Below are 23,899 nucleotides of genomic sequence, written 5' to 3'. Positions count from 1 at the left end.
GCATAAGACATAACGAATAAAAATTTACCTTTAAATATAGATTATAGGGTTTTGAGAACTCTACCTTCCTTTCATCTATAAAACTTCTTAGCCATTTTCGAGCCTATACTTACTTTTTAGTATAAAATAAAGACGTTAATTTTTTAATTTTAGTTAAAATTTTCATTGACATTAACACACAGGAGTAATCATAATAGCATTTTATTAATATTTTAAATAAAATTATGTCTATATTAGGAAGATTGCTCGGGATCAACTCAAATACACCGGAAGTTAAAGAAGCGGTAGGTTTTAACCCAGCAAACGTAGGGTTGATTGAAGGAGATGGAGTCGCTTATGGACTTAGCTATCAAGATAATGGTAATGGGAGCAGTAAAGTAAAATTACTTATTAGTCCATTATATCAATCAAAAACATACGAATGGGGTACAAATGTCAGCGTAGTAAATGAATTCAAAGATCAATTGTCTCTCACATTAATAGAAGATTCAGCTGAAACAGATAAAGTTGGAGTTATCTTTCCTACAGAAGAAATTAACAAAAAAGAAAAATGCATCAAAGGCTTAACATTCAACAATTACGAAATCAAGCATTCAATTAATGTTCCCTTAGTTGAATACGTAGGAAAAGTAAAATTATACAAGAACATTAATAGAGATAGTCTTGCAAATGAAGACAATAGCTACTTTCAACCAAAAGCAGTAAAAGTTGGTAATGGTAATGTTATTGTAATTGCTCATAACTTAAAGGATCAAACTTTAGTTTCTTGGTATTTACAATCAGACACAAATGGAAAATTTAAGGTTTTGCGTGAAAAAAACGGTCTTATAGAAAGAAAATTATTCAAATTTGATAATCCAGGGCAATTAGTACTAGATGAAAATACGATACTTTATTCGCAAGTGAGAAAAAATAGTATTGAAAATCAAGAAGTAAGAACAAATATTTTTAAGTTCGATATGGCTAAAGTGGTTAAGGATCTAAAAAGTGGCAAGAAAGATGAATGTTTGCTTAGTAAGAGATGTCAGATAGATAATAAAGCACTATCTCTTTCCAGAGAATATGAAATAAGCTTTTTACAGTATGTGAAACGAACTGAAGGCAATGATCTAGTTGCCTTTCTTGCAGAAGACCGGTTGTCTGATAAACAAACGTTACATTTAACAAGTCTTGTTAAGAATGGATCAAAATCGAACTTTACTATTTGCGAATTTGCAGATTCTATAGAGCAATTGTACGTTAAAGACAATGGTCAAGACAGTTTTATTGTAACTGCAATAAGTGAAGAAAACATCGCAATTTTCAATCATCAAAGATTTGAAAAACCTTCTAAGGTAACAATAATACCGGCAAGTAGTATCAAAACTCTCAGTGATTTTGTTGATATCATTAACGGTCGATTGACACCTGATATCATTTCTAGTAGTACCGTGGCTCCTGTAACTATTACAGAAACGGTTGTGACTTCTAAGAAAACGCTGACTGCTGCAATTACTAGCACAACAGAAACCGACACTGTAAAGATTACCAAATTAACAACAGAAGCATCAACTACCGTTGCACCTACTTCTACAATAAGTAAACCTTCAACAGAGTCAACGACTCAAACAAGTACAGTAACAGTGGAGCCAACAACAGAAGCCGTTACACCTACTTCTACAATGAGTAAACCTTCAACGACTCGAACAAGTACAGTAACAATGGAGCCAACAACAGAAGCCGTTACACCTACTTCTACAATGAGTAAACCTTCAACGACTCGAACAAGTACAGTAACAATGGAGCCAACAACAGAAGCCGTTACACCTACTTCTACAATGAATAAACCTTCAACGGAGTCAACGACTCAAACAAGTACAGTAACAGTGAAGCCAACAACAGTAGCAAAAACAACTACTACTTCACAAGTGACCACGGTTGCTACAACGTCAACTAGTGTGCCAATAATAAACTCAGAGAAAACTATACAAACAGTATTTAGTATACCAAGTACTAGAACAAAAGAGTCAACAACTCCTATATTTACCACGACTTTACTTCCTCAACCTACTTCTTCACCACAGCCTACTCAACTTGCTATAGGGTCTAATAGGGCAGGAATGATAGGAGGATCTTTGATTGGAACAATAGGTATTGCTGGAATTATAGGATTTATAGCATATAAATGTATTAAGAAATATCACGGTTATTATAATGCTGCTCATGTGTTAGAATTAGCTGATTTGGAATCGCATTCAAATAGCAGCAATGAAGAAATTTTTTTCACCCATAGCAGAACAAGCAGTGATAATAACATATCTATACAAACTATGTATCAATCTGAAACAATGCTAGACAGTATATCGGTAGAAAGTAGTAGTAGGTCAAGAAGTAGCTCATCGTCTTCAGGCGGTGGACCAAGCTCTTGACTGACTGAAGCGGAGTCTAAAAGTGAAAAAAGCTTATCTTGGGATAGCGATGATGTGCCGGAATATCACCTTTAGCTATTTGTCTGAATGTTTTTAATATGTAGACTGTTAGGAAATTGTCTTTTGCTTTTGTGATTTTCATGTTAAAGTATAATTCCTGGGTGAAATAAGTAGCTGCTGTTGTGTGATAAACATAGCAGAGGAAAGTCCGGGCTCCAAGGAAAAATAGTGACGGGTAACGCCCGCCGGAGGTAACTCCAGTTATAGGGCTACAGAAAATTACCGCCTAAAATATTTTAGGTAAGGGTGAAAAGGTGTGGTAAGAGCACACCATGGCAATGGCAACATTGGTAGTCGAGTAACCAACACTAGGAGCAAGATTAAATAGAAGTAGATTTTATGTTTTTCTCATATCTACTCGGGTAAATCGCATGAGGTAAATGGTAACATTTACTCCAGATAAATAGCTACATAAACAGAACTCGGCTTATATTTCACCTAGGCGTCACATGATACGTGCGATATAAGCCATGCTATATTTAAGTGTAGGCATTTCATGCGTTGTCCTTCACTTGTTCTGCTTGATAGCCATCACTACTTTCGCCTACATTAACATTAGAATATTCTTCATCATCAATATACTCTTTCAGAACATACCCTCTGCCCCAAACGGTTTCTATGTGGCTTTTTCCATCATTTGCACTTTCAAGTTTCTTACGTAATTTGCACATAAAAACATCAACTATCTTGTTATCTGAAGGTTCATCCAAGCCATTGTAAAGATGATTTAAGAACATTTCTTTTGTTAGTACTGTTCCTTTACGCAGTGCTAGCAATTCTATCATAGAATACTCTTTATTAGTAAGGTGAACCGTTTTACCTTTCACCTCAACAATCCTGTGATCAAAATTGATATTTATATTACCAATCTTTATCACCGATTCAGGATGGCCTTTAGTACGACGCACTATGGCCTTAATTCGAGCTAATAACTCGCTTTTATGAAATGGCTTGGTTAAGTAATCATCTGCACCATACCCAAGCCCTTTAGCTTTGTGATTGACAGCGGATATACATGAAAGTATTAAGACAGGAACTTTGATTTTTGCACTTCTTAGTCTTAACAATATATCATATCCGTCAATATCACCAGGCAAGTGTATATCTAAAATAACTAGGTCATAGTAATCTCCGTTTGAGGAAACCATATTATTGTTATAATCTTGTGCAGAAGTAACAACGTCACAGAAGTGTCCATCAGAAGTTAAGGCATTAACCACAGTCTTTGCACTTACTTGATCATCTTCGATTAATAATATACGCATATTTTACACCCCATAAATAATTTATAATTTTAGTAATATATATAACTAAGGAAAGTAATAAATCAAATCTTTATTAACAAATGATCAAAATTACACTTATTAATTAATAATAAATATATTGTTCCAAAGTTATATAAGTAGATCTAAAATATAATAGATATACCATGGTAGTAATAATATTTTTAGTAAATATTGAATTAAAGTTACTATTATTAAAAGAATACTTCGGTTAATAAATATTTAACTATTCTATATGTCTGTGTTATATTTTTAATTTACTTATCCTACTGTTTTAAAGTATAAGTAATACTTTCAGGAATATTGTGTGGCAATATCAATTTTAGGTGCTGGTGCATGGGGTACAGCAATCGCAATTTCACTCAGTAGTAAGAAAGATGTGATTTTGTGGACTCGCAATGAAACTACATTTGAATCAATCAACGGGAAAAGAGAAAGTGACAAGCTACCCGGTTGTCGAATTTCTGATAATGTGTCAGTAAAATTGGCTATTGAAGACACAATTAATGCTTCAGTAACAATCCTCGCTGTTCCCACTCAATCTCTGAGGGAGGTATGTCAGCAATTGCATAATTGTAATCTGAAAAAAGATGTAGCAATAATTTTAGCTTGTAAGGGAATAGAAAAGTCTACATTAAAATTACCTAGTGAAATAGTAAATGAAGTTTTACCTAACAATCCTATTGCTATTTTTTCAGGCCCTAGTTTTGCTGTAGAAGTTGCAAGAAAATTGCCCTATTCAATGGTTCTTGCATGCCGAAATAACATATTGGGTTCAAAGCTAGTATCAGAACTACAGCAAGAAAATGTTAAATTACGCCTTAGTAGCGATGTTATAGGGATACAGGTTTGTGCAGCGTTAAAGAACGTTTTTGCTATAGCGTGTGGGATTGTTCTAGGTAGTAAACTTGGGTTTAATGCTCATGCAGCATTGATTACGAAAAGTGTAAGCGAAATTAAGGCTTTATACTCAGCAAAAGTTGGTAACGGTAATGTGGATATAAATACACTACTTGGACCGGCATGTCTGGGTGACCTAATTATGACATGCACATCCTTGAATTCAAGAAACCTATCTTTTGGGTTTAAAATAGGTAATAGTGACAATGGCTTTAATGTTCAGCAGATTTTGTCAGAAGGCAAGTCAGTGATTGAAGGTTTTAGCACTGCTGAGCCCATATTTAATTTAGCAAGAAAGCTAAAGATAAAAATGCCTATATGTGAAGCGGTCTATAGATTATTGTATGAAAGCGCCTCTATAGAGGATACTATTTCTGTTCTTGTAAATTAGTTTTGTACTTTGGTGTATTGTGAAATTTTTATATAAATTGATATCAACATGGTGGCTGTCTGGCACAGTAAAAAAAATGCCAGGTACCATAGGCAGCTTAGCTTCTTATCCAATTGTTCCTGTGATACTGAGTGACAGAATTTTAGGTGCAGCAATTATTTTTTTTTTATTTTTGATTGGACTATGGTCTATAGGCAATTATATAAAACACTACAAGACTTCATGTGATCCAAAAGAGGTAGTAATTGACGAAGTAGTTGGTCAATTGCTGACAATACTTTTAGTTTCGATATTGTTAAGCCAAGAGATGAATTGCTCTTCATTGTTGTTGTGCTTTTTTTCTTTTAGGTTTTTTGATATAATAAAAACGTGGCCTATAAATTTGATCGATAAAAATACCAAAGGTCCTTTAGGTGTTATGCTAGATGACATTATAGCTGCAATTTTAGCCTGTGTTCTTATAGGAGCCTTTTATTGTTTATTGTTGATGTATGCAGGATAAAAAAATTTATTATTCAAGCTTAATTGTTCAAAATTTAAAGGATTATATACTGTACACAGCGAATTTATCTGAGTGGGAAGTACACGATGAATTTGATAACGTTACATTTACAATAAATGGTACTAGGGAGTCATTATTTAATTTTGTGTTCTGTGGAGATCAATGTACCGAGCTTTCTATACAAAAAACTCTAGATTATCTCAGAACAAGAGATATAGAAGCAACATGGGTAATAAATTCACATATGAAAATAAGAGATATTTTAGAAAAGTGTGAAATAAAACACGTTAGCACACCAAAAAAAGCTTTACTTAATATGAAAAATTACTTTTTACCTGCTGATGTTATTCCAAACTTGAGGTTAAATGCTGTAAATGGTAGCGACCTCTTAGAACAGTTAGATTTACACACTTCTAAAATTTTTTATCATGGCGTTGGAATTGTCAGCACATTTTTTCGCGGATTATCAAATTATGATGATAAAAACTCAAGATTAAGATTTTTTCTTGTAACACTAAATAGTGAAATTATTGGGACATGCGGTCTTTATGTTCAAGACAGTGTAGCTGGTTTTTATAGTGATGGAGTTTTACCAATTTACAGGAATCGTGGAATAGGTACCCAAATGGTTTTAGAAAGAATAAAGATAGCTAAACAGCTTGAATGCAAATATATAGTAGCACATTGTATGAAACCTTCTGTAAACCTTTATAAGAGATTGGGCTTTCAGATGTTAGGCAATCTTTACTTATATAACTCTTCAGCATAATTCTGAGCGGTTACAAGTTTTTACATCTGTTTTAGAAGTGCTATGTTTTTTTTGTATGAAGTGGTTTTAATATTGATTCTAATATTATTCTTTCTCTCTTATTCTAAATTAAAAATTAGTAATAAGATTAAGAACTTACAACATCGAAATGTTATCATAAATAATTTAATTGATACTGTGAATGATGGGTTTTATATTTGGGATGCAAAAAAGCGTATAGAAAAGTTCTCTCCCAACTTACTAATTTTGCTTAATACTGTTTTTTACTCATTTAATGAGTTTGTGAATTTTTTTGAGCAATCAGAAAGTTTAATTAAAAATTTTGCTGAGGCAAAGGAAATAAATAAATCTTTTACTCTAGATTTAAAGTCAAAAGACAGTGAGGTTTATTGCATATGTTATGGTAGAAGCATAATAGATGATTCTAACAATGTGATTGGTGTGCTGTTATGGATAAGGAATGTCTCAGACTGTAAAATAAAAGCTCACGGACTTGAGCTAGAAAATATTAAGCTTACACAAGAAGTGGAGAGCTATAAAAATGTTTTCAACTCTTTACCATTTCCAATACTAAAATATAACAAGAATAGAAAGGTAGAATTTTATAATTTGTTTTATGATAAATATGTAGATGGCTCTAAGAAATTTGCTATTACCAGTAGCGCTCATAGCACAAAACCAGGAAGGCATGTCGTAACTTACAAGAACGAACCTAAGGTTTTCGATTTTGTTAAAATTCCAATACAAGGTTCTGGTAGCATAGTAATGTATGGGAAAGATGTTAGTGATGCAGAGAAATTATATACTGAATTAAACAGTTATTTAGCTACACAGAAAAATTTGCTTGAGAGGTTGCCGGTTGCTATAGTAATATATAGTAAGAATCAAAAGCTAAAATTTTATAATAATGCTTTCATAAAAACCTTTCAATTTGACCCAAAATTTTTGGCATCTTACCCAACTTATCATGAAGTTATGCTTTACCTCTTCGAATCTAAAAAGCTTTTAGAAAAAGAGGATTTTCAAACTATTAGTAACCAAAGACATGAGTTATTCAAAAAATTATTTGCATCGTATGATGATACGATGCATTTCACGAATGGAAAAGCGTTCAGGGTATTAACAATACCCTACGCTTCGGAAGGTTTGCTGTTCTCTTACGAAGAATGCAAAAGATGATACTTAACTCCTTCTTTCTCTACCATGAGCTGTTTTACTTTCGCTATTGCTCTTGCTGGATTAAGTCCTTTAGGACAAGTTTTTGTGCAATTCATTATTGTATGACAACGATACAACTTGAATGGGTCGTTTAAAACATCAAGTCTTTCACCTGTCTTATTATCACGGCTGTCAGCAATCCATCTGTAGGCTTGTAATAGTATTGCTGGTCCTAAAAATTTATCACTATTCCACCAGTAGCTTGGGCAACCAGTCGAACAGCAAGCACATAATATACAGTCGGACAAGCCATCTAATTTTTTTCTATCTTCAGGAGATTGAGAGTATTCTTTATTTGGTAGGGCAGGCTTATCTGCTTGTAACCAAGGTTTAATTGATTTGTATTGCTCATAAAATTGGCTCAAGTCCGAGACTAGGTCCTTTATCACATACATGTGAGGTAATGGATATATTTTTACATCACCTTTTATATCGTGTATAGATCTAGTACATGCAAGAGTATTGGTTCCGTCAATATTCATGGCACAAGATCCACATATGCCTTCTCTACAAGAACGTCTGAAAGTTAAAGTCGAATCTATTTCATCCTTTATTTTTATTAATGCATCAAGTACCATAGGGCCACAACTATCCATATCAATAAAAAATGTGTCTATTCTAGGGTTTTTCTCGTCATCAGCAGACCAACGGTAAATTTGAAATCTTCTGATGTTTTTTGCTCTAGCAGGAATAGGATAAATTTTGCCCTTTTGATTAATTTTAGAATTCTTTGGCAAAGAAAACTGAACCATATCACTTACCTTTTATTGTTTATAGCTAAAACCCTTTGTAGATAACATATTTTATTATCATCTACTATATTTTTATTAAATTCCTTTTAAATCGCGCACATATTGTAGCCAAGCGAAGCTAAAATTTCTCTTTCTAGATTTTTCATTATAATTTCTTCATCTTTTTTTTGGTGATCATGACCAAGTAAATGCAGTAATCCATGCACTAACATGTGTGCAATGTGAGCAAGAATAGGTATACAATACTCATGCGATTCTCTTTTTATTGTGTCTATTGAAATTGCTATGTCTCCTAAATCGCACTCATTAGACAATTGTTCACACGGAAATGATAGTACGTTAGTTGGCTTATCCATTTCTCTAAATTTTAAATTAAGTTGATGTAGCAAATCATCATCAGCCAGAGCTATTGATATATTTGGTTTATAGTGGTCTATTTTTAATTCTTTTAGAGAAGCATTGATGACACCTAATACAAAATTTTTAGGATTTTCTATAATGCTGCACCATTTCTTGTCAAGAATATTTACTTCTAACATTCACTCATCCTTATTACTTCATTCCATTCAATTTCCGAAACTGGGGCAATTGATAAACGTGGTTGTTTTAATATAGACATATTTTTCAAAAGTGGGTTTTGTTTTATATTATTTAACGTTACTTGGTTATTTAAAGGTTTCAAAAACTTTACATTCACTAATCCGAACTTGGGATCATTAATATGATAATACTCTTTAAATACTTCAACGATTCCAAGTATTGCTTTCTCTTTACCTGTATGATAAAAAAACGCAAGATCGCTTACTTTCATAATTTTCATGTAATTTTGAGCTTGATAATTGCGCACGCCATCCCACTCAACTACCTGCTCCTTTTCCATTTTTTGCCATGAATATTCACTTGGCTCTGACTTGAGTAGCCAAAGTTGCATTATTTTTTTCTTCTTAAATAAGCCGGTATATCATAAACATTGCTGCCCCATTTAGCTCCTTCGCTTACCTGTTCAGTTGGTTTTGTTTCCAGTGTTTTGTCTTGCGTACTTTCACTGTGACTATAGGGCCACTTAAATTTCTCTTTCTCTGAGTCTTCGCTCTGACTTATAGGTGAAGTTTCTGACTTATTATTGCGACCATCAATGCCAGTTGCAAGAACAGAAACTCTAACTCTTCCCTCCATCGCTTGATCAAAAGTAGCACCAAATATTATATTTGCATTTTCATCTACTTCTTCACGCACTCTATTGGCTGCAGCATCAACTTCAAACAGAGTCATATCTCCGCCACCAGTAATGTTAATTAATATTCCTTGCGCACCTTTCATTGATACATTGTCAAGCAATGGATTGGATATTGCAGCTTCCGCAGCACTAATTGCTCTATCTTCTCCTTCTGCCTCTCCGGTGCCGATCATCGCTTTGCCCATCTCGCTCATTACTGTTTCTATATCAGCGAAGTCAAGATTAATAAGCCCTGGCATGACCATCAAGTCAGTTACTCCTCTGATGCCAATATGCAGAACATTATCAGCAAGTTTAAATGCATCAGAAAATGTAGTTTTTTCATTTGCAATTCTAAATAAATTCTGATTTGGAATGACAATAAGTGTATCCACGTATTTTTGCAGTTCTTCAAGTCCAAGCTCTGCAATGCGCATGCGGCGCACACCTTCAAAACCGAACGGTTTAGTTACAACTCCAACAGTCAATATCTTTTTTTCTTTTGGCGCTCTATCCTTAACTGCAGCTCTTGCTTCTCTGGCTGCTTTTGCAATTACCGGTGCTGCACCGGTTCCGGTACCACCGCCCATTCCTGCTGTGATGAAAAGCATATGACTATCTTTTATATGCTCCATAATTTCATCGATTGATTCTTCTGCTGCACCTTTCCCAACATCAGGCAAAGCACCAGCACCAAGACCCTTAGTTAAATTAATGCCAAGCTGAATTTTTTTATCACATAACGACTTTTCTAGTGCTTGAGCGTCGGTATTTGCGACAACAAAATTCACTCCTTGCAAATTAGATTGGATCATGTTATTCACAGCATTTCCACCAGCACCACCCACTCCCACAACGGTAATCCTTGGGTGTAATATAGGTAACTCCGGCAGACTAAGATCAATAGACATTTAAATTACTCAAATTTAGCGAATTCACTTGATAGTAAGTTACCGCTTTTTTAATAATATGCAAATACTTTTCACTTCTATAGGCGTAAACAGTAAACGGGATTTACTTATTCTTAATATTTATACTAATAAGTGCTATTTTATAATTACTAGATTTTTGGATGATATTACTTCAAAAAAATAAAAAATGTTTATAAAAAGGGACAGAGACCTATCCCTTTTTGTTTTGTTGAAGTTATTATACACCTTTTTCTGCTTTGTTCGATGCTTCAACCACAACATCTTTTAATTTTGAGGCAACTTGATATGTTCCATAAAGAACAGCAGCTGCAGCAATTGTCATTATGGCACCTGCAACTATCTGACCAGCAACACCTGTTCCGATAAATCCAGGTAATGAAGCAGCTATTGCTTGATTTGTCCCAACAAAGTAGCTGGCAGTCTTAGCAAGAAACCCAGAAGCTTCTGCTGCACTAACAAAGCCTGCTTTCATATGCATTGCTGTAAAGACAACACTTGCAACTGCAACCGGAAATAATGCTGTTCTTAACTTATTATCCTTAATATACTGACCAAGCCCACCAGCAGCACCTGTAACTCCCCAGTGTCCATTATCAGGGTTTTTATATCCCTCTGAAATAGCGTGAAAAACACTATGTTCTTGTTCGTAATTATATTCTGTTAATGCCATAACTCTACTCCTTAAATAGAATGTTAAAATTTCATTAAGGGCAGTATATAATGAAACAAATTGTCTGTCAAGTAAACTAATTTTTTAATATATCCTTATTCTGTAATTCAGCGCTTCAGCAATGTGTGCTCTTTTTACTTCTTCACTTTTTGCAAGATCTGCAATGGTTCTTGCAACTTTTAATACGCGTGTGTAGCCTCGATTGGAAATGTAATTTTCTTTCAGTACGTATTTTAGCAATTCTAACCCTGCCTGATCTGGTTCAGTAAATTTATTAAATGCTTCACCGCTTACTTCTGCGTTACAACGAACATTCAATTTACTATAACGCTCAGTTTGAACTTTTCTTGCTGCTATCACTCTTTCTCTTATGATTTTAGTACTTTCTCCCTCCACAGAGATTTCAGGAGAGAGTATGCTAACGTTTGGCATTTCAATGCATATGTCTATTCTATCAAGCAATGGTCCTGATATTTTGTTTTTGTAATCTGTGCCACACTTTGGAGCTTTGTTGCACGATCTACTTGCATCCCCCAAGTAACCACATCTGCAGGGGTTCATCGCAGCAATCAGTTGAAAATTTGCAGGGTAGGTTATGTGAGCATTTGCCCTTGCAACGGTAACTTTTCTATCTTCAAGTGGTTGGCGCAGAGAATCAAGCACAAGTCTTGGAAATTCAGGTAGCTCATCAAGGAATAACACGCCATTGTGAGCCATAGTGATTTCTCCAGGTTTTGCATTCTTTCCTCCCCCTATCATTGCTGACATAGAGCATGAATGATGAGGTTCACGAAAGGGGCGAGTTACTTTGAATATTTCATTACCAGTTTTTGTTATGCTGGAAATAATATTAACATCAATCATCTCCTGTTCGGTCAAATCAGGCAGCAATCCTATAAAGCGCTTAGCAAGAATTGATTTTCCAGTACCAGGAGGGCCAACAAGAAGCATATTATGCCCACCTGCTGCTGCAATTTCAGCTGCTCTTTTTGCAACAACTTGGCCTTTGATATCCTTCATATCGGGAACCAATCTTTTTTCTTTGGGTGCATCACTATAATTAAAAATTACTGGCTGAATTAATTGCTCACCCTTAAAGTGTCTGATAATATCAGTTAATTTCTCTATAGCTAGAATTGAAACATTCTTTACCCATGAAGCCTCTACTCCATTTCCCCTTGGGCAAATTACTCCTTTATTTGCCTTTTTTGCATTAATTGCTGTTGGCAGCACTACTGAAACTGGAATAACTCTGCCATCAAGAGCCAGTTCACCCATGATTATATAAGACTGAATTTTTTCAACTGGTATCACATTCATTACAACAAGTAGTCCAATAGCGATAGCCAAGTCATAATGACTGCCTTCTTTCAGCAAATCCGCAGGGGAGAGATTAACTGTAATTCTTTTTGGAGGTAGTAGTAGATTGATTGAATTTAACGCTGCTCTGATGCGCTCTTTGGATTCCGCAACAGTTTTATCCGGCAATCCAACAATATTGACTGCTAGTACAACATTGCATAATTCTATTATGGCTATTTTGATCAAAATTTGCAAGACTTTTTATGCGAAATACTATATACAAGTGATTGTGATTGATTTCAATTTGATGAATTAACATTCTAATAATATTTTGCTTAGTCTGCCAATCCACTTGATCAAGCTTTGATTCAACACTTGAGGAAAAGTTTTTCAAGCTATCTGTAACAAGGCTCAATTCTTGTTGTAGTTTTTTTTGATCAAGCGTTCTTTCTTTCTCTTCTTCAATTTCTTTCAAATGCTGTTTCATTGTTGTGATTCTTGGTTCAAATTCTTCTTGGCTTATAAACCCTTTAGCATAGCTATCAATAAATTTTTTGATACTTAATCTTAACTTACTTTCTTGCTTTTCACGTGTTTGATTATGTAAAGGTTTTTTGTTCTCTGATAATCTACGTTGATATTCATTTGCAATCCTATCTGGCTCTTTCAAGATACTCTTGACTTCTTCCCATATAACTCCATCTAATATATCAGTGCGTATTGATTTATTATCGCAGATTTTATTGCCATTGAATTTGCTAGAGTTTGTACCAGAGCAACGATAGTAATAATATGTCGACTTTTTATGAACGTGGTTTGTACCACAATAAGTATATTGACAACGTTGACATACCATTAAACCTTGCAATAAATATGTTTCTCTTCTTTGTCGTACTCTTGCTCTTTGCCTATTTTCAGTTAGTTGTGCCTGCACTGAATCAAATAAATGCTCATTGATTATTTTTGGTACTGGAATATAAGTCCAATTCTCTTTATCACTATTAAAGCGACCACTTTTAAGTTTACCACAAGTTCCTTTTTTTGATTTTTTTACTTGTGGTTTTGAGCATGTCCTAGTTTTACCATAAGCTGCTTGTCCTATATAAGCAGGATTTTTTAACATGTTCCAAATAGTGCTCCTTTTCCAATACCTTTTTCCTGTTCGTGTTATTACCGGTATCTTATTCAGTTCATGTACAACTTCTCCTATACTTGCTCTTTCTTGGCCAACCCGACTAAATATTTTACGCACTATATTTGCCTCTTCTTCATCAACCTCAAATTGAGCACTTCCTTCACCTACATGTTTTGCTATGTAGCGATAACCGTAAGGCGCCCTACCCATCACACTTATACACCCAGCTTTGGCAGCATGAAGTTTACCTCTACGGTTTCGTTCCATAATCTTTGCACGTTCATACTCTGCTATTGCTCCCTGAATCTGTAGAAATAAATGGGAATCCGGATTATCATCAAACTTATGATTCAAAAATACTATTTCAGATCCAGCCTTTTTAAACTCTTCGAGTAAGATCATTTGATATGAAAATTTACGTGATAGCCGATCAGGTGAATGAATATATATCTTATCAATCTTACCTTCTGCTACTCTATCACGTAAATTTTCTAAGCCAGGACGTTCTAAATTTGATCCACTATAACCATTATCGACAAACTTATGCTCATCTAATAACTCATGTCCATCACTACCAATGCGACGCTCCAATTCTACAATCTGACTCTCTATCGTATTCTCCTGTGCCTGTTGTCTTGATGAAACTCTTGCATACAAGCTTACGGTTGTCATTTTCTTCTACCTCCTTTGTTTTACATTTCAATAATTGTTCATAAGCATCTGCTAGATATGTATCTGCCAATCGATTAGGCTTATAACCCCAATAAATAGCCAACTCTCCTTTTTGCATGTTTTTCTTCCTGTGAATTTTTTTATAGGTTAGGAGACTTCTATTAAACTAAACCAATGCACACCTTATGTCTCGTTTAAGAAAGCTATCTAGTTCACACAAATTCTCCCTAATAAATATACAAGATTTGAAGAAATTATGTCCAAAAAATCTTTGCCTAAATCATCATATTATGTATAACATGGCTTATTTAATATGTTATGGAGATTTATCCAAGTCATAAATTCTGGGAGAGCGACTTAGAAGTTCCTGTTAACCTTTTATTAGATCGTTTTCAGGATTCTAATATACGTCAGTCTTGGTTAGATTCCCTTTCTGGTAAACAACTGAGCATTATTTTTCAGCATTGCTTTAAAAATCATTTAAATGGACAACTTTTTCAAGACGGAGACTACGATGATAGATTCACTCAACAAAAACGTAAGATACTTGCCAGTTACTCTGACTCTCTTTTTAACTATTATCTCATTAGCTACTTTGATCGTACGAAACTTGAAGCTACAGTCAGTGAAGTAGCAAGATTTGCCCTCACTCAAGAGTTAATGAGATCGTACCTGATAAAAAATAATACTAAGTATGATAAAAGATCCTTGTTATTTTTACTGTTTCACATAAATTGTGAACTTCTAAAATCTGTCTATCACTTTGATAAAGTACAAAAGAGAGGTTTCGTATCATTTGCTCTACAGAAATCACCAAGACAAATAAACACTTCATTCAAGGAATTTATGTCACAAGAAGCTGTAGAGCAGATACTGAAGTTTGAAAACCAATTGCAGGGTTTTTTCCATCATCAAGATCGGATATATATGTTTGTACGTCGAGGAAGTGACATGGATTTACTGCTTAATTCAAACAAAGTTGTTCATGGCCATAAACCTGAGTGGATGATTTTAGATTTTTCGATTGATGGTACAAAGGTTAATCTCTGTGCTAAAAATACCAATAAAGCTGTGGAAATAGCAAATAGTATTGTAAGTGGTTATTTTAACTGCGAATGTACTTTTGTAAATATACAGGATAAGAACTTTCTACTACAAGTGCATAAATTCCTTCAAGCATGTATAGAGGGTTCTGACCCTAATATTTGTATATTTGAGTTAAATTTTAAGTCAGATTATTTTAAAAATAGTAATACATATCTTACTTTGAGTGTAAAGCCGTACGATCCTATTGCACCAGAGTTACATATTTTAAAGCCGTCTATTGGCAACATACTACAATCTATTCAATCAGCTAAAGTAATGTTCCAAAACAAAAAGGTAACATTTTCTTTCAAATCAAGTGGGGAAATTTATTATTCAGAGCATCCGCTCAATAAAAAAGAAAGAGAGGACCTGAAGAAACATATGGAACAATCTTATGGTCTTAAAATCCTTTCACGAGCAAATTGCTGATCTTTTAAGTTCAAATAGTTCTTGGGTTAATCCAAGTCAAAATCACATTAAAGCAGCAAGATACTTATTTGATCTTGGATTGATAAAAATGCAAGAAAGGTACTATATTGTTTGCTCTCGTGAAGAAGATCATCTTGATTGGCCAAATGTAATTGATCCAAGTTGTAGCAATGAGATTTTTATCGATCCAGACTTTGATGAAGCATGTGATGACGCTATTTGTGAAAACTGTTCTCGTCATATTTTGCCTAATACTTATAAAAAACAGAGATTTCATCTCTTATCCATATACTTAAATATAGAGAAAATCATAGACTGGTTTGAAACAAAGTTGAATGATTCAAGACTTATGTGGGAAAAAGTGGAAAAAGGAGTTTATTATATTTGTAATCAAGGTCGTATTGTAAATCTAATAATCCTTGATTTTTGTACTGATGCGATATTTTTAACTATAGATAAACTTAGAGTCCATCCGACAGTTCTCATCACTCTAAAAAAAGATATACCAAATCTATTGCTGAATCTATATGTAGTGCCAATGGTGAAACTGTTTTGTCAGCTTAAGACTGTAACTGAGATATTCCAAGAGGCAGATAAAAGAGGAGTACCAGAGGTGGTAGAAAATACTTCTTTGCAAGTTTTACCAGCTTCATATATTTCGCTTAAACGTGTTGAACCAATTATACCAACAAAACTTTTGGAGTTACAAGTAGTTAAAGGTATGGTATATGTTAATAGTATTGAAGTTATAAATAAAAAAGCTGCATCATGCCTTAATATTTTTCGAATATTGTTCAAGCAATTTTTACATGACTGTGAGAAAGAATTACCACCTGAAAAACATACACTTCTCAATATTAATCAGTTAGAAAAACTCTTGGGACTTAGTTTAGAAGCAGATTTAGAACATCAAATCAGAAAACCATTAAATAAAATGCAAAGAACAATCAAAGCTACGATCGCTGAGAAATTAGGATTAAGTATTGAACGTGATGATGTAATACAAACCCTTGGTTGGCAAAGATCATCATATGGTTATCGTATTAACCCTTTTACTTTGACTATAAAAAAATAGAGTTTTTTGTTATCAAAAATAGTTTTTTTCAGCTCCATGAATAAATTTTCCCACTCCACGTGCAAATGGTCCTGTTTTAATATCGAGCCATTTATCCTCTTTTGAACCATTAGCCATTCCTTTAACTATTTGCTTTGCCTGTAAAAGCTCTTGCACTATACGCTCTAATCTATCTCTTCCCATACTATGAAAAACTTCAGGCAGTCTATGTCGTTGTTTATGTATTCCTGCACTTCCTGTGTGAGTAAATGGATGTCCTGAAATAGCAGCTCGCGCAATTGAATCAATAAGATATATTTTAAGATCTTTATCGCTAATATTTTGAGCTTTTAATTGTTCAGTGATGTCTTCCAATAGCCCTGTTTCTTCATTTCTTAGGTAAGTGCGTATGGTACGATCAGCCAGGCCATTTGCTTTAACAACAGCTCCATAAAATAGTGCATTTTGTCTTGGGATTTTTCCAATTGACCTAAAAATCATTGGTTTAGTCATATCTTCAACAGGCCAAAAAGCAAAAGAACACCTGACTCCATTTACGAGAGCAGAAGTGCCTCGAATAGCATCTCGTGCTTGCTCTACTGTTGATATAGGCTTTTCTCCCTTCAGCTTTCTCATATGATGTGCAGTAATTATTGAAGCTCCAGTGCTACATGCTAAATCAGATAATAAACACATGAGATAATCCCCTACTGCTGGATCAGCATTTAAATCTGCATGAATGAAAGAAGCAAGGGGATCAAATATAATGAGCTTTAAATCCTTTATCCTGCTCAGCTGCTTCATTACCGACTCAAATTCTGGAGAGATTTCTACAACTTTACCGCGAACGTTCTTAAGTATGGTAAGAGATCCTCCGATGTTTGGTAATGGTACAATAAATAGCCTACCTTTATATTTCAATCTCTCGCATTTTGGATCAAGTCGTTCTAAGCGACGATGTATTTCATTTGTATCATCCTCCGCAGAAAATACCACCACAGATCCATGTTCAGTAACAAGTGGACCAAATCCGCATACCTGATCTATGCTACCTGCAACCTTGAGGGCTAGGTCAAGAAGTAGCATACCTTTGCCTGTATCTCCCATTGCAGCCAAAATGGAGGTTACACCCAAAGGAAATAATCCTTCAACCAAGAATCTTTGCTTTGGTACTGGGCCTACAAAACGCTCTACGCTCCAGCTAAAAATATCAAGTGGTGGTTTAATAATTATTTTTCTTGAGTTTTTTTCGATAAATTCTTCAATATTTATTCCCTCTAACACACAATCAGCAGCATCCCAACTCTTTGGTTTATTCGGTGGAATCTTAAGCGTAGCAAGTGATGCAACACCAAGTTCTAAAAGTCTCTTTTCAGCGTTTTTGGTATATTTATTACCTGCTTCATCGTTGTCTGGCCAAATAATAATATGCTTGCCCTTAAGCGGAGTCCAATCTGTTTTATCAATAGGCGCATTTGCTCCAAACATTGCTGTTGTTGCAGTTATTCCTTTCTCTATAAGTGCTTCTGCGCATTTTTCTCCTTCAACCAGAACAACCTTATCAGATTTTAAAATACCTGGAATGTTGTAGAGTGGCCTTATTTCTGGCTCTTTGAATCTTTGTTTTTTAACATCAAATGGTTTAAACTGTTTTTTCTCTAAAGGAGGATCATAACGGTAGACTATTACAATCAATTGGTTATTTTCATCGTAGTAGTTCCAACTACAAGTTAAGTATTGTTCTAAATTTCTCTGTTCTTTGAAGTTGGTTTTTCCAAGCCATTCACTTATTGAGAGCATTACTTCAGGAAACTCTATTCTCGCATTCTTCCCGTGTACCGTTGCCCAAAGATCAATAATGTCACCACCTTCTCCAGTTGCAAAATCTTTCCATAATCCGGCTCTTTCGCCTGTTAACTCTATTACAGTACTTTTGCCCTTGTTACCCTGTACATCACCTACATAAAACTTATCACCACGAAATGTCCCTCTTGGTAAAAGATGAAAAAGACAAGATCTGATGTTTTGCAAAAGCTGAGTTTTTAGCTCTAGCATAGTGTCGGTTTTTGTGGATAAATTAAGCCGTAGCTATAACTTTAGAGTTCTGCCAACGCCCATTTACTCTGCTAATGAATTTTGCTGGTATTGATTTACCGTTTCTTAGCTCATATACTACTTGCAAGACATTTGCACGTTTATTTGGTTGAAACATTACCATACCAGATGTATAAAAACTTCTTAAAGCATTAGCACCAATTAAAGCTTGAAAAGGACTTTTTGCGAGTGTAGCTGTGGATACTTTTCTGGTATGACGTGTAATAATGATTCCAGCCATAGGATTAATTACAGAACGTAGTTTTTCTACTCTGCTTTGCAGGCCAGAAAACATATTTTCATAGTCAAGAGAATCCAAAACGATAAGATCTATCGTTTTAAATTTTTCTCCTATTATATCTTTTATTCTCTCTATACCTTCATCATTTAAAGTTAATCTCATCTTTGTAGTAACAATCAAGTTTTCCTCTGCTAGATTTGGCAGCCTTTGATTAGTTATGATTTGTTGTATGCGTTCCCTGATATAATTGTACTCCATCTCATTTTGCAGATAGATTATTTTTAGTGGCCTTGCTGACTTCATCTTAAGAAACGACACTCCTGCTGCAAGATGTGCAAGCAAAGAGAGAAGAAAATAACTTTTGCCAACCTTTGGCGTACCACCAATGACTAAAAGACCACCTGGAGTGAGAATTCGTGGAGCTATTATATCTTCTGGTATTGGTGATTGATCACTTAAGTACTGCTTTACAGAAAATATTTTTTCTTCTCTTTTCCGCCCTTTTTTTTCTCCACTCTTTGATTTTTTATTGAGCCACTTTCTAGCAGAATATATATCACCCTTAATTAAAATCCAAAGATCAATAATATCACCACCAGTTCCTTCAGTAAAATTACGCCAATCACCAGCTTCCTTACCTACTATTTTAACTGTAATTGTATTTCCATTTAAGTCTCCAATATAAGTTTTTTCTCGGTAAAACTCACCATTTGGAAGTAGGTAAGAAACACACTCCTTGATATTATCAATCAATAACATCTTTAACTCTTTTTGCTTTTTAGACATAAAATTCCCATACATATTTTTCATACGTGTAAAGTTGAGATTAGCTAGCTCACAAACAGTTTCAAAAGATTTTGAATTCAGCCAATTAATTGCTTCTTCTCTTAGCTTTGGGTTTTTTCCTACTGCGTCCTGAATACCTCTAGTAACGACAGCAGACCAAAGCTTTTCCTCGTCGTACTTCAAAATGGTACTCTGTCAATTTCATAATTTTTGCGGTATTCTGGAGTAACTACCGAGGCAATTTTGTTCTTCTCTCCATATTCATCAGTTATAACACCTACCTTTACTGTAAACTCTAAGCCATTTAATTCTGCAACTGAATTTAACTTACGAGCAAGGATTGCATTTTCTGAGTTATCATGTGGATGAATGTCACGTGCCGATTCCAAGATACTGCGAAGCATAGAACGACCCATTTCTCCCCAAGTATCTTCTGCTTTACTACTTTTAATACCAATTATTTGATAAATTTTGTGCTTTGCGTATGGGCCTTCAATAACGGTAAATTCTGTATTTAAATAAATGCTACCGGTAGTGGGGCTTTTAGTAAACCAATGCTCATAACCTCCAGGCTTGATTGTCATTTTTACCTTTACTATTGTACCTTTTGGTATCAATCTACTTTGCGGTTTTACAGTGTTAAAATCAGTTAATAGGTTTTGTAACATATATCACTCTCCATGTTTAAATTTTAAAACTTGCTTTTAATCTTTGTAAGCAGCTTGCCTAAATGCGGTTCTTCAACCATACTCAGGCGTCCACTGCGGTCTTTAGCTGGGTATCCCCAAGGGTTTAAAGTGTGGCAAACAAAAGAGCGTTTCTCCGTTCCATCATCTCTCTTGATTCCAACCATACTGATTACTTCATCAACTATTCCAGGAATCTCACTAGCAGTTTTAGTCCCTTCGCATTGAGGTAGCCAAATTGGACGATTGAAATCATCGAGATATTGACCTAAAGTGCCAACTATGATGATGTCTTTGTCTCTGATGTGTTGAAATTGATTGAGCCAAGCCATCATTTCCTGAGCAAGTAATCCATATGCAGCTCTCATGTCCTGTTTTCCCGATCTCTCAGAAAAAGCCTCAGGTTGCATTTTTGCCCATAATAGACATAAACGTGAAGCAACGGTTATACTATCTACAAAGATGCATCGGTATTTAGAAAACTCAGGGAAAAGATCTTTGTACTTACCAGATACATGTTCATGGTGTCTTTGGCTATATGCTTGATCATACTTCAGCGCAGGATTAGGCCCCCCTATAAGACAAGCAATATCTCTAGCTTCATTCCAAGTGCGAAGACTAATTGAATCTCCTTGCCAATCTTGAACAGCAAGAAGCCCTGCTTCAAAATCAAGGCAAAGTGTTGGTTCATCTACGGTCTTTAGGAGACTTGTTTTACCAATACCATAAGGACCAAAGATGACCATTTTTACAGTTGATATTGTTTGCAATCTTTCATTATTATTCAAAATTTTAAGAACCATTATTTATCCATGCTACGATGTATATATATACAAGAAAGGCAAAAATTTTGTTCAATTTTTCTTTTTGCCTTCGTAGTAAATAGGAGAAAGTTTGGCACGTATCTTCTTGATAATATTGTTTAAAGTGGTTCTTGAAACGTTGTTCATTTTGGCAACTTCATGTAAGTTAAAAAATTTAAGTTGCTCACATATATTTTGCCATTCCTTTGGTAAAACCGAGATCATATAGTCTACATCAATGCGTTTTGTTATTTCACCCTCAAGTAGCTCTGTTACATCGATACTAATATAGTTATTGATATCGCGTTTTGCACATCGCTGTTTCTTTAACAGGTTAATAGCTTTATTTTCAGTTAATCTTGCTACAAAGGTGTTAAAGCTACTTTTATCTTCATCATACTGATCAAGGCATGGCCAAATTTCACAGAAGAGTTCTTGTTCAAGGTCTTCGTTATTCTCATCAATAAAGCACTTAGCAAGTTTTAGTCTATAGGCTTGGTATTTTACGTTTTTAACAATTATAGCTATATTTTTTAATTTCATGGTTTTCCCTAAAACAAATTAATGCTTTAAGGATGGAAGTTATTAATGCCCTTATGTAGGACAGGAGCAAAAATAAATAATACTGATGCAATTTTTAATCTATTGATATTCTATTGTTTTTTTTTGAGAATAATACTGATGCAATTTAAAATAATACAGTTCAGGTTTTTGGAACCTATTTTGAATGGATTTCAATATTTTTAAGAATGGGTAGCTCAGGCTTCCTAAAGTTATATTAAAAACATATAAGAATTTCATATTTTGAAATTCAATATCACCTAAAGAGCTAAAAATGTGGATTTCGCTATTAAAAGAATAGCTTAAATTTTTAAGAGGAAAATAGTTGAAAAGTATGCTCTCTATAACCTTAAGTTCCGTTCCTAATTACTGGCTTCCTAAATCAGGAATTAGGAATCAGGAATCTAGAATTAGCCTGTATGGCGGGTTTTCACCATGCGTTCCTAAAACCGTTCCTAGGAACGGCATATCTGAAGTCCGCCAATATGGAGGATTCTAGCTTCCTGAAACCCTTATATATAATATATATATATAATACATATATAAAAATATACACATATATAAAAACATATAAAATATAAGAGTAGAATAATAAAAACCTCTAAAAGTAGAGAAACCCGTTTGAAAGGTCTTCAAATTCAAGAATTATAAAAAAAAATTCCTAAAAATTTGAAGATTTTTTGGACGAAAATTTTTCAAATCTTGTATATATATGTACACAACAATTGAAAGGCTTGGTAAACAAACTGGCTGTAAAAGAGTTTTTATGTTAGTTGTTAAATTTCGAAAATTAAAGATTTTTTGGACTTAATTTTTTCAAATCTTGTATATATATGTACTCGGCAATTGAAAGGAAATGCTCACCCTAGATCTTGGCAAACAAACCGGCTGGACTATTTTAAATGATGGAATAGTGCAAAGTGGAAGTAAGAGTTTTCATGTTAGCAGGTTTAGTGGTGGTGGAATGCAGTTTTTAAATTTTCGTAATTGGCTTAATTCACTTAAGTATAAATTTCCAGGCATTGAAGTTGTATACTTTGAAGAAGTGAGAAGACACTTGGGAACTGATGCTGCACATATCTATGGAGGGTTTTTAGCACACCTTTCTGCTTGGTGTGAAGAAAGTAATATTCCCTATCAAGGTGTTTCGGTTAAGACTATTAAACGTTTTATAACTGGCAAGGGCAATGCAAGTAAAGCTGATGTAATTGAAGCAGTGCAGGAAAAGGGTTTTTGTCCAACAGATGATAATGAAGCAGATTCTTTAGCATTAATGTTCTATGTTATGAATTTTAGTAAAGATTTCAATACGTTGAAAATATCATAAAAAGTGGGTCCTTTTGTCCAGGCTGGCGGGTTTGGTGGTCCCGACCTCGGGCCTTCTTTAGCGTTAGATATATTTCAAATGTTAACTACTTACGAAATTATAGCTGAGCAGTGCTAAAAAAGGAGAAAAAAAGGTGAGAATTACGCAAGCAGAATGGGCAAGGGAAAAAGGGTTTTCGAGGCAATATGTCTGTTATTTAGTAAAAAAAGGAATAGTTGAGTTGGAGGATGGACTCATTGACCGAGAACAAGCAAACAGGGCTATAGAAACAATCAGAGATCCAAGTCAACCACTGAGAAGAAAAAACTATTCAGAAAGCGGAGAAAAACTTTCCACGATGTTGCTTAAAACGCGAATAAAAAATGAAATGGAACGAGGTAAACTTCTTGAGGCAAAAGCTAGGGCTGAGATAGGAGAACTTGTAGCAGTAGAAGAAGTAAAGCGCGATGCATTTAATGTAGCAAGAGTTGTCCGTAATAATTTACTTAATATTCCAAATAGAGTTTCAGCATTGCTTGCATCACTGAGTGACACTGAAAAGATTCATATGGCGCTAACTGAAGAGATTACAAACTCATTACAAGAATTATCTAATACTAAATTTCAAATATAAAAAAGATTT

Annotated in this window: 23 protein-coding genes and 1 other RNA gene; 10 read left to right on the top strand and 14 right to left on the bottom strand. The window is 34.4% G+C overall.

Annotation, left to right across the window (positions count from 1 at the left end):
• The first annotated feature begins 224 nt into the window (after window positions 1-224).
• Both ABWU23_RS00400 and rnpB read left to right on the top strand, forming a co-directional pair.
• The gene (locus ABWU23_RS00400) at window positions 225-2,408 is read left to right on the top strand and encodes a hypothetical protein (RefSeq protein WP_353270602.1); all 2,184 of its coding nucleotides are present in this window, start codon (window positions 225-227) and stop codon (window positions 2,406-2,408) included.
• Between the two features lie 157 nt (window positions 2,409-2,565).
• Window positions 2,566-2,914: RNase P RNA component class A (gene rnpB / locus ABWU23_RS00395), an RNA gene on the top strand.
• Between the two features lie 48 nt (window positions 2,915-2,962).
• On the opposite strand, the gene ABWU23_RS00390 is transcribed toward rnpB, so the two are convergent.
• The gene (locus tag ABWU23_RS00390) at window positions 2,963-3,733 is read right to left on the bottom strand and encodes a response regulator transcription factor (RefSeq protein WP_096616586.1); all 771 of its coding nucleotides are present in this window, start codon (window positions 3,731-3,733) and stop codon (window positions 2,963-2,965) included.
• A 325-nt stretch (window positions 3,734-4,058) separates the two neighbouring features.
• On the opposite strand from ABWU23_RS00390, the gene ABWU23_RS00385 reads away from it, so the two are divergent.
• From ABWU23_RS00385 to ABWU23_RS00370, 4 genes are read left to right on the top strand one after another with little or no spacing between them, the layout of a single operon-like run.
• Complete coding sequence (locus ABWU23_RS00385) at window positions 4,059-5,042, top strand: NAD(P)H-dependent glycerol-3-phosphate dehydrogenase (RefSeq protein WP_253309313.1); 984 nt, start codon at window positions 4,059-4,061, stop codon at window positions 5,040-5,042.
• 19 nt (window positions 5,043-5,061) lie between these two features.
• Window positions 5,062-5,544, top strand: a complete 483-nt coding sequence (locus ABWU23_RS00380) for a phosphatidylglycerophosphatase A (RefSeq protein ID WP_265016633.1) — start codon at window positions 5,062-5,064, stop codon at window positions 5,542-5,544.
• Complete coding sequence (locus tag ABWU23_RS00375; RefSeq protein ID WP_253309312.1) at window positions 5,534-6,313, top strand: GNAT family N-acetyltransferase; 780 nt, start codon at window positions 5,534-5,536, stop codon at window positions 6,311-6,313. The genes ABWU23_RS00380 and ABWU23_RS00375 overlap by 11 nt, the downstream gene beginning before the upstream one ends.
• Window positions 6,314-6,355: 42 nt before the next feature.
• Window positions 6,356-7,492, top strand: a complete 1,137-nt coding sequence (locus ABWU23_RS00370) for a hypothetical protein (RefSeq protein WP_353270601.1) — start codon at window positions 6,356-6,358, stop codon at window positions 7,490-7,492.
• Here ABWU23_RS00370 and ABWU23_RS00365 read toward each other — a convergent pair.
• The 8 genes from ABWU23_RS00365 to ABWU23_RS00330 form a co-directional block, all read right to left on the bottom strand.
• Window positions 7,471-8,283 (bottom strand): succinate dehydrogenase iron-sulfur subunit, encoded by an 813-nt coding sequence (locus ABWU23_RS00365; RefSeq protein ID WP_353270600.1) that lies wholly within the window; start codon window positions 8,281-8,283, stop codon window positions 7,471-7,473. The genes ABWU23_RS00370 and ABWU23_RS00365 overlap by 22 nt on opposite strands.
• Before the next feature lie 86 nt (window positions 8,284-8,369).
• The gene (gene ybeY, locus ABWU23_RS00360; RefSeq protein ID WP_253309310.1) at window positions 8,370-8,822 is read right to left on the bottom strand and encodes an rRNA maturation RNase YbeY; all 453 of its coding nucleotides are present in this window, start codon (window positions 8,820-8,822) and stop codon (window positions 8,370-8,372) included.
• Window positions 8,816-9,214 (bottom strand): EVE domain-containing protein, encoded by a 399-nt coding sequence (locus tag ABWU23_RS00355; RefSeq protein ID WP_253309309.1) that lies wholly within the window; start codon window positions 9,212-9,214, stop codon window positions 8,816-8,818. Before ABWU23_RS00355 ends, ybeY begins: the two co-directional genes overlap by 7 nt.
• A complete protein-coding gene (gene ftsZ / locus ABWU23_RS00350; protein WP_253309308.1) occupies window positions 9,214-10,410 on the bottom strand; it encodes a cell division protein FtsZ in 1,197 nt (398 codons plus the stop codon). Before ftsZ ends, ABWU23_RS00355 begins: the two co-directional genes overlap by 1 nt.
• A gap of 238 nt (window positions 10,411-10,648) precedes the next feature.
• A complete protein-coding gene (locus ABWU23_RS00345; RefSeq protein WP_264687995.1) occupies window positions 10,649-11,101 on the bottom strand; it encodes a hypothetical protein in 453 nt (150 codons plus the stop codon).
• 84 nt (window positions 11,102-11,185) lie between these two features.
• Complete coding sequence (locus ABWU23_RS00340) at window positions 11,186-12,649, bottom strand: YifB family Mg chelatase-like AAA ATPase (protein ID WP_353270599.1); 1,464 nt, start codon at window positions 12,647-12,649, stop codon at window positions 11,186-11,188.
• Window positions 12,579-14,210 (bottom strand): recombinase family protein, encoded by a 1,632-nt coding sequence (locus ABWU23_RS00335; RefSeq protein ID WP_353270598.1) that lies wholly within the window; start codon window positions 14,208-14,210, stop codon window positions 12,579-12,581. The genes ABWU23_RS00340 and ABWU23_RS00335 overlap by 71 nt, the downstream gene beginning before the upstream one ends.
• Window positions 14,110-14,328 carry a hypothetical protein gene (locus tag ABWU23_RS00330; protein WP_077188242.1) on the bottom strand — a complete coding sequence of 73 codons (219 nt, stop codon included), beginning with the start codon at window positions 14,326-14,328 and terminating at the stop codon, window positions 14,110-14,112. The genes ABWU23_RS00335 and ABWU23_RS00330 overlap by 101 nt, the downstream gene beginning before the upstream one ends.
• A gap of 200 nt (window positions 14,329-14,528) precedes the next feature.
• Here ABWU23_RS00330 and ABWU23_RS00325 point away from each other — a divergent pair, with 200 nt between their 5' ends.
• Together ABWU23_RS00325 and ABWU23_RS00320 are read left to right on the top strand one after the other, a co-directional pair.
• Entirely contained in the window at window positions 14,529-15,725 is a 1,197-nt protein-coding gene (locus ABWU23_RS00325) for a hypothetical protein (protein ID WP_353270597.1), read from the top strand.
• A complete protein-coding gene (locus tag ABWU23_RS00320; RefSeq protein ID WP_264378039.1) occupies window positions 15,691-16,800 on the top strand; it encodes a hypothetical protein in 1,110 nt (369 codons plus the stop codon). Before ABWU23_RS00325 ends, ABWU23_RS00320 begins: the two co-directional genes overlap by 35 nt.
• Before the next feature lie 12 nt (window positions 16,801-16,812).
• Here the strand turns inward: ABWU23_RS00320 and ABWU23_RS00315 are convergent, their stop codons facing one another.
• Genes ABWU23_RS00315 through ABWU23_RS00295 form a run of 5 tightly spaced genes read right to left on the bottom strand, consistent with a single transcriptional unit; the run spans window position 16,813 to window position 21,932 of the window.
• On the bottom strand, window positions 16,813-18,834 hold the full coding sequence (locus ABWU23_RS00315) for an AAA family ATPase (protein WP_143689650.1): 2,022 nt from the start codon (window positions 18,832-18,834) through the stop codon (window positions 16,813-16,815).
• A gap of 22 nt (window positions 18,835-18,856) precedes the next feature.
• Window positions 18,857-20,083, bottom strand: coding sequence for an AAA family ATPase (locus ABWU23_RS00310; RefSeq protein WP_077188246.1), 1,227 nt, complete (start codon window positions 20,081-20,083; stop codon window positions 18,857-18,859).
• Window positions 20,080-20,568, bottom strand: a complete 489-nt coding sequence (locus tag ABWU23_RS00305) for a hypothetical protein (protein WP_015587751.1) — start codon at window positions 20,566-20,568, stop codon at window positions 20,080-20,082. Before ABWU23_RS00305 ends, ABWU23_RS00310 begins: the two co-directional genes overlap by 4 nt.
• Window positions 20,569-20,591: 23 nt before the next feature.
• Window positions 20,592-21,389: an ATP-binding protein gene (locus tag ABWU23_RS00300; protein ID WP_077188248.1), complete on the bottom strand. Its 798-nt coding sequence runs from the start codon at window positions 21,387-21,389 to the stop codon at window positions 20,592-20,594.
• Between the two features lie 51 nt (window positions 21,390-21,440).
• Window positions 21,441-21,932, bottom strand: a complete 492-nt coding sequence (locus tag ABWU23_RS00295; RefSeq protein WP_077188249.1) for an RNA polymerase sigma factor — start codon at window positions 21,930-21,932, stop codon at window positions 21,441-21,443.
• 874 nt (window positions 21,933-22,806) lie between these two features.
• Here ABWU23_RS00295 and ABWU23_RS00290 point away from each other — a divergent pair.
• Together ABWU23_RS00290 and ABWU23_RS00285 are read left to right on the top strand one after the other, a co-directional pair.
• A complete protein-coding gene (locus ABWU23_RS00290; RefSeq protein WP_077188250.1) occupies window positions 22,807-23,277 on the top strand; it encodes a Holliday junction resolvase in 471 nt (156 codons plus the stop codon).
• Window positions 23,278-23,410: 133 nt separating this feature from the next.
• Complete coding sequence (locus tag ABWU23_RS00285) at window positions 23,411-23,890, top strand: hypothetical protein (RefSeq protein ID WP_353270596.1); 480 nt, start codon at window positions 23,411-23,413, stop codon at window positions 23,888-23,890.
• The last annotated feature ends 9 nt before the right edge of the window (window positions 23,891-23,899 follow it).

Origin of the sequence: Wolbachia endosymbiont (group A) of Hedychridium roseum (assembly GCF_964028325.1) — a bacterium.
GTDB lineage: Bacteria > Pseudomonadota > Alphaproteobacteria > Rickettsiales > Anaplasmataceae > Wolbachia.
Note: the sequence above shows the minus strand (reverse complement) of the source record. Positions and strands in the feature narration are given on the sequence as shown.